The organism is Rhodococcus sp. 05-2254-2 (assembly GCF_002259095.1).
Taxonomy (GTDB): Bacteria; Actinomycetota; Actinomycetes; order Mycobacteriales; family Mycobacteriaceae; genus Rhodococcoides.
This window is the reverse complement of the sequence record NZ_NOZJ01000008.1, coordinates 131,453-145,891: the sequence shown is the minus strand read 5'-3', so window position 1 is coordinate 145,891 and position 14,439 is coordinate 131,453. Positions and strand designations below refer to the sequence as shown.

The 14,439-nt window shown below is 64.3% G+C and carries 9 protein-coding genes; 8 read left to right on the top strand and 1 reads right to left on the bottom strand.

What is annotated here, in order from left to right:
* The first annotated feature begins 3 nt into the window (after positions 1–3).
* From CH283_RS10765 to tgt, 5 genes are all read left to right on the top strand, one after another.
* Positions 4–681 carry a TetR/AcrR family transcriptional regulator gene (locus CH283_RS10765; RefSeq protein ID WP_068054682.1) on the top strand — a complete coding sequence of 226 codons (678 nt, stop codon included), beginning with the start codon at positions 4–6 and terminating at the stop codon, positions 679–681.
* A 2-nt stretch (positions 682–683) separates the two neighbouring features.
* Positions 684–2,972 (top strand): MMPL family transporter, encoded by a 2,289-nt coding sequence (locus CH283_RS10760; protein WP_068054685.1) that lies wholly within the window; start codon positions 684–686, stop codon positions 2,970–2,972.
* Between the two features lie 88 nt (positions 2,973–3,060).
* Positions 3,061–4,791, top strand: a complete 1,731-nt coding sequence (locus CH283_RS10755) for an ABC transporter ATP-binding protein (protein ID WP_094638778.1) — start codon at positions 3,061–3,063, stop codon at positions 4,789–4,791.
* 8 nt (positions 4,792–4,799) lie between these two features.
* A complete protein-coding gene (locus tag CH283_RS10750) occupies positions 4,800–6,740 on the top strand; it encodes an ABC transporter ATP-binding protein (RefSeq protein WP_303396121.1) in 1,941 nt (646 codons plus the stop codon).
* A 48-nt stretch (positions 6,741–6,788) separates the two neighbouring features.
* Positions 6,789–8,027, top strand: a complete 1,239-nt coding sequence (tgt, locus tag CH283_RS10745) for a tRNA guanosine(34) transglycosylase Tgt (RefSeq protein WP_094638776.1) — start codon at positions 6,789–6,791, stop codon at positions 8,025–8,027.
* On the opposite strand, the gene CH283_RS10740 is transcribed toward tgt, so the two are convergent.
* On the bottom strand, positions 7,981–8,667 hold the full coding sequence (locus CH283_RS10740) for a pyridoxamine 5'-phosphate oxidase family protein (protein ID WP_255183178.1): 687 nt from the start codon (positions 8,665–8,667) through the stop codon (positions 7,981–7,983). The genes tgt and CH283_RS10740 overlap by 47 nt on opposite strands.
* Positions 8,668–8,824: 157 nt before the next feature.
* Here CH283_RS10740 and CH283_RS10735 point away from each other — a divergent pair, with 157 nt between their 5' ends.
* Genes CH283_RS10735 through CH283_RS10725 form a run of 3 tightly spaced genes read left to right on the top strand, consistent with a single transcriptional unit; the run spans position 8,825 to position 14,435 of the window.
* A complete protein-coding gene (locus CH283_RS10735) occupies positions 8,825–13,195 on the top strand; it encodes an amino acid adenylation domain-containing protein (RefSeq protein ID WP_255183177.1) in 4,371 nt (1,456 codons plus the stop codon).
* A gap of 51 nt (positions 13,196–13,246) precedes the next feature.
* A complete protein-coding gene (locus CH283_RS10730; RefSeq protein WP_094638774.1) occupies positions 13,247–13,723 on the top strand; it encodes a DUF2231 domain-containing protein in 477 nt (158 codons plus the stop codon).
* Entirely contained in the window at positions 13,716–14,435 is a 720-nt protein-coding gene (locus CH283_RS10725) for a VIT1/CCC1 transporter family protein (RefSeq protein WP_094638773.1), read from the top strand. The genes CH283_RS10730 and CH283_RS10725 overlap by 8 nt, the downstream gene beginning before the upstream one ends.
* Positions 14,436–14,439: the final 4 nt, after the last annotated feature.

Genomic DNA, 14,439 nt, shown 5'->3' with positions numbered 1-14,439 from the left:
AGGTTGGTAGTCGTGACTTCTCCGACGGGCCTTCGAGATCTGAAGAAGGCCGCAACCCGCGACGCACTCGGCATGGCCGCCGTGCGTCTGGGCAAGGAGCACGGCATCGACGCGGTCACCGCCGACGCCATCGCGCACGAAGCGGGAGTCTCCACCCGTACGTTCCACAACTACTTCTCCAACAAAGAAGAAGCAGTTCTCCATCACATCGAGGTGTCTGCCCTCGAATGGTTCGAGCTCCTGCGCGCCAGGCCGGCGACCGAACCGATCTGGGACTCGTTGCGGCACATCGCAATCGACCTCGTCGCGGACCCCGGCCGGGATCTGGACGACACTTTTGCGGCAGCGCGGCTGATCGAAGCCAACCCCGCCCTGATGGCCCGCAAGCTCGAGATGCACCAATCGCTGACCCGCAAACTCGGCGAAGCCATCGCCGAGCGAACCGGCACCGATATCGACACCGATCTCTACCCCAACCTGCTCCAGATGGCCGTCGGTGGTGCCGTCACTGCAGCACTGAACATCTGGGTCACCGACTCCGCAGGCGCATCGACGCCGAGGGCGCTCATCGAGGACGCCTTCGACCAACTCCGCGCGGGCCTACCCGAGCCCAAGGGTCGTTCCGCAGGCTCCACTCCAGAACCCCACCCCCACTCGTCCGAACACAACCGAGGAGCTTGACAGTGGCCACCTATCTCTACCGAATCGGAAGATTCGCGTACCGACGCAAGGGCATGGTCCTCGGACTGTGGCTGGCGATTCTGGTTCTCGCCGGGGTAGGCGCAGCGACGCTGTCCGGCCCGACGGTCAACTCGTTCTCCATCCCGGGTACGCCCGCCCAGGCCGCACTGGACCTGCAGGAGGAGCGCTTCGGCAACGCCGAGGATCCGCTCACCGCGGTCAGTGCCGAGTACGTGTTCCAGGCACCCGACGGGCAGACGCTGGACACCCCGCAGTACACCTCGGCCATCGATGCCAGCATCGCCGAAATCGAGAAGATCGACGCGGCCAAGCCTGCGGAAGGCGCTCCGGCACTGGCCAACCCGGTCGCGGCCAACCAGTCGATCATCGAGCGGTACACCGAAGCGGCAACGGAAGCAGGCACCCCGGCCGATCAGGTGGCCGCCGACGCCGCTGCCACGTCTCCGCTGAGCCCCAACGGCAACGTCGGCACGGTCACCGTGCCGATCAACGTCGAACTCGCCGACGTCACCGATGAGATCCGCACCCAGCTCGACGAGGCCGCGCAGCCCGCCCGTGACGCCGGCCTGACGGTTCTGCTCGGCGGTACCGTCGCGCAGGAGAACGTCTCGCCCGGTGGAACCTCCGAACTCGTCGGTCTCGCCGTCGCCGCCGTGGTGCTGCTCATCATGTTCGGCTCCGCCGCGGCCGCCAGCCTGCCGCTCATCACGGCCATCGTCGGTATCGGCATCTCGAGTCTGGCGATCACCACGGCATCCGGTTTCGCCGACCTGTCGTCGTTCACACCGGTTCTCGCCATCATGATCGGCTTGGCCGTCGCCATCGACTATTCGCTGTTCATCCTCGCCCGCTATCGACACGAGTTGACGCTCACCGACGACCGCGAGGAAGCCGTCGGACGGTCCGTGGGAACCGCGGGCTCGGCCGTCGTGTTCGCCGGCGCGACCGTGCTCATCGCCCTCGTCGCGCTGCGCGTCGTCGGCATTCCGTTCCTGTCCCAGATGGGTGCGGCTGCCGGTTTCGCGGTGTTCATCGCGGTCCTGATCGCACTGACGTTCCTGCCGGCAATGCTCGGTCTCTACAAGGGCAAGGCCTTCGCGGGCAAGGTCAAGTTCGTCAACACCACCGATCCCGAGGACCCGAACGCCAAGGCCACCAACGGACTGCGTTGGGCGCGGTTCCTGGTCAAGAGGCCCGCGCTGGGTCTCATCGGCGGCATCGTTCTCCTCGGCGTCATCGCAGGCCCGACCACAGGACTGTCGTTGGCACTGCCGTCCACCGCCACCGCCGACCCGTCGACGCCCGCACGTCAGGCCTACGACATCGTCGACGAGGGCTTCGGGCCGGGACGCAACGGACCGTTGCTGGTCATCGCCGACGCATCCGGCGTTGCCGAGGCCGACCGGACTGCCTCGTTCGGCAAGGTCGTCGAGACCATCACCGGTCAGTCCGACGTCACCAACGCGCAGATCATCGCCGTCAACCCGGCCGGTGACACCGCTCAGATCCTCGTCACCCCGTCCTCCTCGCCCAACAGCGAGCAGACCAAGGACCTGGTGGCCAATATCCGCAACGCCGAACCGGGCGTGCAGGCCAGCGACGGCGTCTCGTACGGCGTCACCGGCCAGACGGCGCTCGAACTCGACGTCTCCGAACGACTGCAGGACGCCTTGATCCCGTACCTGGCAGTGGTGGTCGGCCTGGCGTTCGTGCTGCTGATGCTGGTGTTCCGCTCGATCCTGGTGCCGCTGACCGCGACACTCGGCTTCCTGCTCAGCGTGCTCGCGACGTTCGGTGCCACGGTGTTCATCTTCCAAGAGGGCGGGCTCGGCCTGATCTCCAACCCGCAGCCGATCGTCAGCTTCATGCCGATCTTCCTCATCGGTGTGGTGTTCGGCCTGGCGATGGACTACCAGGTGTTCCTCGTCTCGCGGATGCGTGAGGAGTTCGTCCACGGAGCCGCCGCCAAGGACGCCGTCGTCAACGGCTTCAAGTACGGCGCACGCGTGGTCACCTCGGCTGCTGTCATCATGATTTCGGTGTTCGCCGCCTTCATCGCCGAGCCGGACTCGTTCATCAAGTCCATCGGATTCGCGCTCGCCGCAGCCGTGTTCTTCGACGCCTTCGTCGTGCGCATGGTGCTGATCCCGTCGGTGATGGCGCTGATGGGCGACAAGGCCTGGTGGCTGCCGAAGTGGCTGGACAAGATCCTGCCCAACGTCGACATCGAAGGTGCCAAGCTGAAGACGGCCCCGGAGAAGAGCGCGTAGTACTTGCGTCGCGGCTGAGGCCGAAGATTACCCGTAATACTCGAACGGAGAGACTGTTATCCATGTGTACGAGTAATCTTCGGTCATCATGCTGATCCCCCTGCTGCGCACGTATCTGGCTCCGTACAAGATGCCGATCGTCGCGTTGATTCTGCTGCAACTGGTCGCCACGCTGGCGGCCCTGTTCCTGCCCAGTCTCAACGCCGACATCATCGACAAGGGCGTCACCACCGGCGACACCGGCTACATCCTCTCGGCCGGCGGAGTCATGTTGCTGGTCTCGGCAGTGCAGATCATCAGCTCGGTGGCCGCGGTGTTCATCGGTGCGCGCGCGGCCATGGGTGTCGGACGCGACCTGCGCGGTGCCATCCTGCATCGCGTCGGCACGTTCTCCGCCCGTGAGGTCGGCCAGTTCGGAGCGCCGTCGCTGATCACCCGCAACACCAACGACGTTCAGCAGGTGCAGCTGGTGATCGTCATGGGGTTCACCATCGTGGTGATGGCACCGATCATGTGCGTCGGCGGCATCGTGATGTCGCTGCGCGAGGATCTCGGGTTGTCGTGGATCCTGATGATCGCGGTGCCGGGGCTCGCGATCTCCATGGGCCTGATCATCGTCAAAATGGTCCCCGCGTTCCGCTCGATGCAGAAGCGTATCGACGCCGTCAATCGTGTCCTGCGCGAGCAGATCACCGGAATTCGCGTGGTGCGAGCCTTCGTTCGCGAGGATTTCGAGATCGACCGTTTCGGGTCGGCCAACGCCGCGCTCACCGATACCGCCCTGCGCGTCGGTCGGCTCATGGCACTGATGTTCCCGACGGTCATGCTCATCAGCAACGTCACCAGCGTTGCCGTCATCTGGTTCGGTGGCCACGCGATCGACGACGGCACGATGCAGATCGGTTCTCTCACAGCACTTCTGAGCTACATCATGCTCATTCTCATGTCGGTGATGATGGCCTCCTTCATCGCGATGATGGTTCCCCGCGCGTCGGTGTGTGCCGATCGCATCAGTGAGGTACTGGCCACCGAATCCTCGGTCGTGTTGCCGGACAAGCCCAAGACTTTCGCATCCTCGCCGGGAACGGTCGAGCTCGTGAACGCCGAATTCTCTTTCCCCGGTGCCGAATATCCGGTGCTGTGCGGAGTGAACCTGCGGGCCGAGGCCGGCAAGGTCACCGCCATCATCGGCGGCACCGGCTCGGGAAAGTCCACCCTCGTCAACCTGATTCCGCGACTCATCGACGTCACCGGCGGTGAGGTACGCGTCGGCGGCGTCGACATCCGCGAACTCGCTCTGGATCTGCTGCGCTCCGAGATAGGTCTGATCCCGCAGAAGCCGTATCTGTTCTCGGGCACCATCGCGAGCAACCTGCGCTACGGCAAGTCCGACGCCACCGACGCGGAACTGTGGGAGGCTCTCGAGATCGCCCAGGGTGCCGACTTCGTTCGGGCCATGCCGGAGGGATTGGACACTCCCGTCGCGCAGGGTGGTACGACGGTCTCCGGCGGTCAGCGGCAACGCCTGGCCATCGCCCGCGCGCTCGTCCGCAAACCCAGCATCTATCTGTTCGACGACTCGTTCTCCGCACTCGACCTCACCACCGACGCCAATTTGCGCGCGGCTCTGAAGGCAGTGACGAGAGATGCATGCATGATCGTTGTCGCGCAGCGCGTCTCGACCATCATCGACGCCGATCAGATACTCGTACTCGACGACGGAAAGCCGGTAGGTGTAGGTACCCACGACCAATTGATGGCCGATTGCCCCACCTACGCCGAGATCGTCGACTCGCAGCACGCAGTGGGTGCACTGTGACCGCGCAGGTGGAGAAGACGGAAGAGGAAGAGATCGCCCCCGTCTCCAAGACTGTGAAGCCGGGAACCAAGGCCCGCAACTTCAAAGGTTCGTTCAAGCGTCTGGTGGGCCTGCTCGCTCCCGAGCGACTGCTCCTGTCGGTGATGCTGTTGTTCGGTATCGCCAGCACCGTGCTGACCGTCGCGGCACCCAGCGTCCTCGGACACGCGACGGACCTCATCTTCAACGGCGTCGTCGGCCGCGAGCTCGATCCGGGTCAGACCCGAGATCAGGCCATCGACCAGCTCCGGGCGGAGGGGAACGACTCCGTCGCAGATCTGGTGTCCGGGACGAACCTGACCCCAGGAGCCGGAATCGACTTCGGTGCAGTGGGAACCGTGCTGCTGTGGGTCCTGGTTCTGTATGTGCTCTCTGCGGTGCTGGCCTGGGCGCAGGGATACATCCTCAACATCGCGCTGCAGCGTCGAATCCTGTTGCTGCGCGGCAGCGTCGAAGCGAAGGTGCATCGACTGCCGCTCAAGTACTTCGACAACCATGCTCGCGGCGAGACACTGAGCCGCGTCACCAACGACATCGACAACGTCTCCACCAGCCTGCAGCAGACGCTCAGTCAGTTGATCACCGGCATTCTCACCGTGCTGGGCATCCTCGGCGTCATGATCTGGATCTCGCCGTTGCTGGCTCTCGTTGCGGTGCTGACCATTCCGGCGTCGTTCGCGGTCACCGCCGTGATCGCCAAGCGTTCACAACCGCACTTCGTCGCGCAGTGGAAGCACACCGGCAAATTGAACGCGCAGATCGAAGAGACGTACACGGGCCACGAGATCGTCAAGGCCTTCGGTCGTCAGGCCGAGGTGGAGCGCGAGTTCGGCGAGCGCAACGAGAAGTTGTTCCAGTCGAGCTTTCGGGCGCAGTTCATCTCCGGCATGATCATGCCCGTCATCATGTTCCTCGGGAACATCAACTACGTGGTCATCGCCGTGGTCGGCGGGCTGCGGGTCGCGTCGGGCACGCTCACGCTCGGTGAGGTGCAGGCGTTCATCCAGTACTCGCGTCAGTTCACGCAACCGCTCACGCAGGTGGGTTCGATGGTGAACCTGGTGCAGTCGGGTGTCGCGTCGGCCGAGCGCATCTTCGAGGTCCTCGACGCCGAGGAAGAAGACGCCGACCCGGCCGATGCGGTGCGGCCCACCGAGCGCCGAGGACGCGTCGAATTCGAGGACGTCTCGTTCGGCTACTCTCCCGACCGCCCGCTCATCGAGAACCTCTCGCTGGTGGCCGATCCCGGACATCTGGTCGCGATCGTCGGACCGACCGGCGCGGGCAAGACCACCCTGGTGAACCTCATCATGCGGTTCTACGAGATCGATTCCGGCCGAATCACCCTCGACGGCGTCGACACCCGCAAGATGACCCGCGAGGAGCTGCGCGCTCGCACCGGAATGGTGCTGCAGGACACCTGGCTGTTCGGCGGAACCATTCGCGACAACATCGCCTACGGCGACCCGAGTGCCAGCGAGGAAGAAATCCTCGAGGCCGCGCGAGTGAGCTACGTCGACCGCTTCGTCCACTCGTTGCCCGACGGCTACGACACGATCATCGACGAGGAAGGCAACAACGTCAGCGCCGGTGAGAAGCAGCTCATCACCATCGCCCGCGCCTTCCTGGCCAAGCCGCTGATCCTCATCCTCGACGAGGCCACCAGTTCGGTCGACACCCGTACCGAACTGCTGGTGCAGAAGGCCACCGCGAAACTGCGCACCGATCGCACCAGCTTCGTTATCGCGCACCGGCTTTCGACCATCCGCGACGCGGACACCATCGTGGTGATGGAAAACGGCAGCATCGTCGAACAGGGCAATCACGAGGAACTGCTCGTGGCCAAGGGTGCCTACTTCCGCCTGAATGCGGCTGGAGCGGCTCCGCCGCACGTGCACGGAAACTCGTAGCCTGCTACGAGTTTCCGCTCACAAGCCGCGAAGCGGCATACTGACGCGGTGAGTTCCTCCAGTTTCGGCTTCGATATCGGTACCCGGCTCGACGGTGAGTTGGGCCGCACCGGCACCATCCACACCCCGCACGGTGATATCGCCACCCCTGCGTTCATCGCGGTGGGAACCAAGGCAACCGTCAAAGCGGTGCTGCCGGAGGCGATGAAGGAACTCGGCGCTCAGGCGGTGCTCGCCAACGCCTACCACCTGTATCTGCAGCCGGGCTCGGACATCGTCGACGAGGCAGGTGGGCTGGGCAAGTTCATGAACTGGGACGGGCCGACGTTCACCGACAGCGGCGGATTTCAGGTGATGTCGCTCGGCGTCGGGTTCAAGAAGGTCATCTCGATGGATGCCACGCGCGTGCAGTCCGACGACGTCATCGCCGAGGGCAAGGAACGTCTCGCACACGTCGACGACGACGGGGTGACGTTCAAGTCCCACCTCGACGGCTCCAAGCATCGGTTCACTCCCGAGGTGTCGATGCAGATTCAGCATCGCCTCGGAGCAGACATCATGTTCGCGTTCGACGAGCTGACCACGCTGATGAATACCCGCGGCTACCAGGAGAAGTCGGTCGATCGGACGCAGGCGTGGGCCGAGCGATGCGTCCTCGAGCACGAACGGCTGACGGTCGAGCGCGCCGACAAGCCGTATCAAGCGCTGTTCGGGGTGGTGCAGGGTGCCCAGTACGAGGATCTGCGACGCAAGGCCGCACACGATCTCGAGACCATCACCGGAGAGACGGGTCGCGGGTTCGACGGCTACGGAATCGGCGGGGCACTCGAGAAGCAGAACCTCGGCACCATCACCCGGTGGGTGAACGAGGAACTGCCCGAACACAAGCCGCGGCACATGCTCGGCATCAGCGAACCGGACGACTTCTTCACCGCCATCGAGAACGGTGCCGACACGTTCGACTGCGTCAATCCCTCACGCGTGGCTCGCAATGCGGCGATCTACGTGCCGACGGGACGCTTCAACATCAACACCGCCAAGCATCGTCGCGACTTCACCCCGATCGACGAGAACTGCGACTGCTACACCTGCGCGCACTACACCCGCGCGTACATCCATCACCTGTTCAAGGCCAAGGAGATGCTCGCGTCGACGCTGTGCACCATCCACAACGAGCGCTTCACGGTCAAACTCGTCGACGACATTCGCGCCTCCATCGATCAGGGACGCTTCGCGGAATTCAAGACGGAGTTCCTGGGTCGCTTCTATGCGTCGAAAACTGCGTGAGCTGATCTTCGAGCTCCGAAATGCGCTGTAGCAGTTCCTGTTCCCGCTCGCCGGCTTTGCGCTGGTAGACCTCGGAGAGCTCCGCGAGGTAGGCCGCGTCGTAGCGGGGGATGATGCTGCGGGTGCAGTTCCAGTCGAATGCCTCGACGTCGATGACGACGCTGCGTTCGCACGTGGCGGCGACGGTCATGTCGCCGATCTTTTTCAGCCGGTCCAGCAGTTCGGGGTCGTCGGCCGCTTCGACGGTACGTGCCCGTCCGTAGAGCTTGAGGCGTTGGCGCAGAGGGTAATTCACCAGAAGCAGTGCGACGCGATCGTCGTGATCGAGATTGGCAGCCGTGACGTACTGGTGGTTACCGGCGAAATCGGCGAAACCCAGCGTGTGATCGTCGAGAACCTGCAGAAAGCCTTTCGGGCCACTTCGGTACTGGATGTAGGGCCACCCGGTCTCGGCGACGGTGGCGATCTGGAATTGATCGAGCGCGCGAATCATGGCCTTCTCGCGAGTGTCGAGAGGCGTCGGGCCGTCGTCGGGTCGCTCGGTCTGTGAGCCGTAGGCGGTGTAACTGCCGTCGACCTTCTGCCGCGCAATCGCAGCAGGACCGAACATCAAGTGGTGATAGTGGTTGCTCTGCGGCACGGGTGTCACCTTAGGACAGGCCTGGTGTTTCCCGCGTTCAGGCCGCTGCCTGACGCGCTCGGCACCGTCACTTCGGATCGGGGCGTACGGTGGTACTACCGACTGTGTAGTAGAAGCACGCCCTGGGGGGACCACCATGTTCGACGACGCCTTACCTGTGAGTTCGTCCCAGGCCGATATCTGGATTGCCCAACAATTCATGCCGGACGTCCCCTTCACCATTGCGTACTACGTCGACATCATCGGCGCCGTGCACCTCGACGCGCTGGTTGAAAGCGGTAACAGGGCTCATCGGGAGTTCTCGTCGTCGACGATGCGAATCGTCGAGGTCGACGGCACCCCGATGCAACGGTTCGAGCCTCGGGAGACCGACAGGGTGGAGATCCTCGATTTCCGCGAACACGACCGGCCGGCCGACGCGGCGACGCAGTGGATGAACGACGATTGCCGCACGCCTTTCTCGATGGACGGCCAGCTCGTGCGGTTGCGTGTCCTTCGCGTCGGGGACGATCGCGTGTTCTGGTACACCAGAGCCCACCACATCGCGCTCGATGGTTATGCCTCGATGAAGGTACTCGAGCGGGCGGCGGCCCTGTATGCCGCCGCGTCTGATGGCGTCGAGCCTGTGGCTGTCGACCCGACGACGCCGGCCGCGCTTGTCTCCGAGGACGAGCGCTACCGCAACTCCGCCCGCGCACGACGCGATCGAGCGCACTGGCAGTCCGCCGATCTGGGTCACGCCGAGCCTCTCGGCCGAATCGTTCAACCTGCATCGGTGCCGATCGTCGTCGGCGAGGATCGATCGGTTTCTCCGACCGCTGCCGGTCATGCGACGTCGACTGTGGTGATCGCGGCCTTCGCCGCGTACCTGGCGCGGATGAACGACACCGAGAACGTGGATCTGTCGTTGCCGGTCTCGGCGCGGCCGACGGCGATGTTGCGCCGGGCCGGGTCCTCGTTGTCGAACGTTGTGCCGCTGAGCCTGCCGGGCATCGGGTCTGCGACGGTGAACAAAGTGATCAAGTCCACCGAGGTGGCGATCGGTGCCGTGCTCCGCCATCAGCGCAGCAGACCTCAGTTGTCCGAGAGTGGTAATGCGCTGAGCGCAGGGCGTTTCGGGCCGACGATCAACGTGATGATGTTCGCGAACACCGTGGCCATCGGCGACTTCGACGGCGAGATCAACATTCTGACGACGGGCCCGGTGTCGGACCTCGCCGTCAACATCTACCCCGGGCGAGGTGGAGCGCGTCCTCGCATCGACTTCGAGTCCAACCCTGCCGCCTACACACCGAGCGACCTGGCGCGCCACCATGCTCGATTCCTGCACTTTCTCGAGAGTTTCGCCGAATCCGGCTACGGCGATACCGCGATAGCAGACCTCGACCTGTTCCTGCCCGACGAACCGTGTACGACGCCCGCCTCGGTGGGCGCGGCCGTGACCGAGCGTGGATCTCTGAAGGACGTGTTCTCGACGGCAATCATGCAGCACCGCAATCGAATTGCGATCCAGGACGCGGAGGTGTCGGTCACCTACGCGGAGTTGGATACGAGAGTCGCCGCACTCGCATCCGCCTTGAGTGCGCGAGGAATCGGTAGCCAGGACCGGGTCGCCGTGCGCATCGGCCGATCCGTGGAGGGCGTCGTCGCGTTCTGGGCCATCGCACGAGTCGGTGCGGTGTACGTTCCGGTCGACCCGAATCACCCGCGCGAGAGAGCGCAGTTCGTGGTGCGAAACAGCGGAGCGGTGTTGGGCCTGTGCGCCGGAGGCGACGATCTGGGTGAGGTGGAATGGCTGAACCTCGATGACGTTCTCGCGGAGGGAGGCCCGGGTGATGAACCCGCGCCGACGACACCGCACCACGCGGCGTTCGTCATCTACACCTCCGGCTCCACCGGGACTCCCAAAGGCGTTGTCGTCACTCACGGTGGCATCGCCGCTCTGGTGCAACAGATCAGGAGCAGCTACGACCTCGACGCCGAGTCGCGCGTCTGCCATCTCGCCTCTCCCGGGTTCGATACCGCTGTGGTCGAAGTGCTTGCCGCAGCAACCGCAGGCGCGGCAGTGGTGATCGCTCCGCCGGATAGCTATGGCGGCGCAGAACTGTCGGAAGTGATTGCTCGGCAGACGATTACACACCTGCTGATCACGCCCTCGGCGCTGGCCACGCTGGATCCCGCAGCCCTGTCGCGTGTCGGGACCATCATCATCGGCGGTGAATCGGCACCGCAGGACACCGTCGACCGATGGTCGGTGGGTCATCGGCTACTCAATGCCTACGGGCCCACCGAGACGACCTGCAGTGTCACGATGACCGAGCCACTGAACCCGGGCAGCGCGGACGGAATCGGTCGAGCCATGGTGGGGGCGGTGATTCACCTTCTCGATCGGGCGTTGCGGCCGGTTCCCTCGGGTGCAGTCGGCGAAATCTACATCGAGACCCCCGGCGTTGCGCGCGGATATCTCGGGCGCACCGCAGAAACGGCAGCTCGCTTCGTTGCGAATCCGTTCGGCAGCAACGGTCTTCGTCTGTTCCGCAGTGGAGATCGGGCGCGTCTACGCGGGGACGGGACGTTGGAGTTCCTCGGACGCACGGATGACCAGATCAAGATCCGCGGTAATCGCGTCGAACTGGGGGAGGTCGACGCGGCACTGCGGGCGCATCCGGAGGTCGCTGCTGCATCGTCGTCGTTGCGCCGCAGCCGTACTGGTGACCTCCGTATCGACGGGTACATCGTCCCGAAGCGGCCGCGGGAACTCGTCGACACGACGCGAATCCGGAACGATCTCGTGGGGCGTCTGCCTGCCCATATGGTGCCGGCGACCATCTCGGTTGTCGACGAGATTCCGCTGACGATCAACCGGAAGATCGATCGCGGAGCGCTGCCGTCACCCGATCTGTCCATGGTGTCGACCGGGCATCGAACTGCGCCGTCCGGTGTAACCGAGGAGATGGTGGCGGCAGCCTTCTCGCGTGTACTCGACACAGATGACATCGACTGCGCCACATCGTTCTTCGACCTCGGTGGTGACTCACTGGCCGCGACCAGAGTCGTCGCATCGATCCGGGCCGAGGCATCGGTGGACATCGGTGTACGAGATCTCGCGGCGGCTCCGTCCGTACAGACCTTCGCGGCACGAATCGATGCACGCCGTCTTCTTGGACTACAACACAATTCGCGACCTGAACAAGGCATGTCGCAGGGCGTGATTGCAATTCCGCTGGCGCCGCAACAGCGCCACATCGATCGAAGCGCAGCGCTACCGCTGTCCAATCTGCCGTTCACGGTCTCGATAACCGGGGAGTTCGATCCAGCGGCAGCCTCGCAGGCGTTGACCGATCTGATCGAGCGACACAGCACGCTGCGGACGCGCTATCCGGGTGTCGACGGGATTCCAGTTCAGGTGATCGAGCAGGATTCTGCTGGGGTGGCACCGAACCTCGACGTTCTGGACTTCGATGCACCATCAGTGACGGAGACCCTCGAGCAGCCTTTCGACGTGCGTACCGAATTCCCGATCCGAGCTCGACTGTTCGCGTTAGCACCCGATCACCACGTGCTGGCGTGCGCCGTTCACCACATCGCAGCGGACGGGTGGTCTCTCGGGCTGCTGGCGTCGGATTTCGTACTGGCTTATCAGGCCAGGATGGCCGGCAGTGCACCGTCGTCGCCTGAATTACCCTTGCAGTACGCCGATTACAGTGTCTGGGCCGCCGATCGGGATGTATCGGCCGACATCGAGTTCTGGCGCGCGGAACTCGCAGGTGTCCCCAGCGGCACAGAGTTGCCGTTGGACCGACCACGTCCGCAGGAGTGGGACTTCTCCGGTGCGCGCACATCGCTTCGCTTCGATGCACCCGCCACGGAGAGAGTGACCGAACTGGCCCAGCATTGTGGGACAGGACGATTCAGCGTGCTGCGCGCAGCACTGCTGATTCTGCTCGCGGAGGTGACGGACTCCACCGATATCGTCGTCGGAACCCCGGTTGCCGGGCGCGACGATCCGAGGCTCGAGCAGCTGGTCGGTACCTTCACCAACACCGTCGCGATTCGGACGGACATCGCGTCCGCTACGACCGTCGAAGACGTGGTGCAGGCGGCCCGTGGGCGCGAGCTGCGCGCCTTCGACCATGCAGCGGTTCCGTTCGAGTATGTCGTCGCCGAACTCGCTCCTGACACGGCGGCCGGGCAGCACCCGATTTTCCAGGTCGCGCTCTCGTTGGACGTCTTCACCGCCGCAACCCTCGACCTGGGGGACACGCGTGTCGAGATCACGCCCCGACCGATCGACATCGCCAAGTGCGACCTGCATCTGCACGTCACCGAACGGCGGGACGACCAAGGGAAGGCTATCGGTATCGACATCGATATCGTCTATCCCACAGCACTGTTCGACGCGAACACCGCTCTCGCGCTGGGACGGAGTCTCGAGCAGATCGTGTATGCGATGGTCGCCGATCCCGACGTGGCGTGGCGAACCCTGACGGAACTCGATCCATCCCTGCAACTACTACACAACGTGTAGCATGTGCTGTGCGTGAGGTGCACGCGACTTTCCAAGCCAGCGGGAGAACGCATGTCCACCTTCAACGGCCTACCGGCCCACATTCTGCTCGTTCACTTCATCGTGGTGCTGGCACCGCTGACCGCCCTGCTCGCCATCGCGGCCGGCATCTGGTCCGGTGTGCGCAGCCGTCTCGTGTGGCTCATCGCAGCCCTGGCGGTGTTCACGTTGGTGTTGACGCCGCTGACGACCGAGGCAGGCGAGTGGCTCGAGAAGCGCGTCCCCGAGACTGCTGCGGTCGAACAGCACGCCGAAATCGGCGACTGGATGATCTTCTTCTCCGTCGGTCTTGTCGTCGTCGCCGCGGCGCTCGTGTTCCTGCATCTGCGTGAGCGTCGGGGCACTACACCCGTGCGATGGCAGTCGATCGCGGTGGTGGTGTTGGCAGTGGTGGTCGGAGCGACCACAATCGTCCAGGTGTACAGAATCGGTGAGTCCGGCGCTCGCGCCGCATGGGATGACGTATCGGTGACGGCCGTCGATGAGTGAGCCCGAGCCGAGCCTGCACGATCACGAACCGCACGCAGACATGTCCGGTCGGCTGAACTGGCTGCGGGCAGGCGTGTTGGGCGCGAACGACGGCATCGTCTCCACTGCCGGCCTGGTCGTCGGTGTCGCAGCTGCCACCACCGACAAAGGATCGCTGCTCACTGCAGGCGTTGCGGGACTTGTTGCGGGAGCTGTGTCGATGGCGCTCGGGGAGTACGTCTCGGTGAGCACACAACGTGACGCCGAGCGTTCGCTGTTGATCAAGGAACGCCGCGAACTCGACGAGCAACCCGAGCAAGAATTGGCCGAGCTCGCGGCACTGTACGAGGCCAAGGGGCTGTCGGCCGACACCGCGCAGACCGTCGCGCGCGAACTCACCGAACACGATCCGTTTGCCGCTCACGTGGACGTCGAGTTGGGAATCGACCCCGACGCGTTGACCAATCCATGGCAAGCGGCCGCATCGTCGGCGGTGTCGTTCATCAGCGGTGCGCTTGTGCCGTTGTTCTCGATCCTGCTTCTGCCTGCTTCGCAACGTATTCCGGTCACCTTCGTCGTCGTGTTGCTCGCTCTGGCGTTGACCGGAACCATCAGCGCGCGCCTCGGCGGAGCGCCGAGTCGCCCGGCGGTGACTCGAATCGTGATCGGCGGCGCGATCGCGATGGCCGTGACCTACGCGATCGGCCAACTGGCGGGCGTCGCGGGCATCTGACCGA

Bases quoted from the DNA above. Each gene is read 5' to 3' on its own strand.
- CH283_RS10755 (WP_094638778.1), top strand. From the start codon at position 3,061: ATGCTGATCCCCCTGCTGCGCACGTATCTGGCTCCGTACAAGATGCCG.
- CH283_RS10730 (WP_094638774.1), top strand. From the start codon at position 13,247: ATGTCCACCTTCAACGGCCTACCGGCCCACATTCTGCTCGTTCACTTC.
- CH283_RS10725 (WP_094638773.1), top strand. From the start codon at position 13,716: ATGAGTGAGCCCGAGCCGAGCCTGCACGATCACGAACCGCACGCAGAC.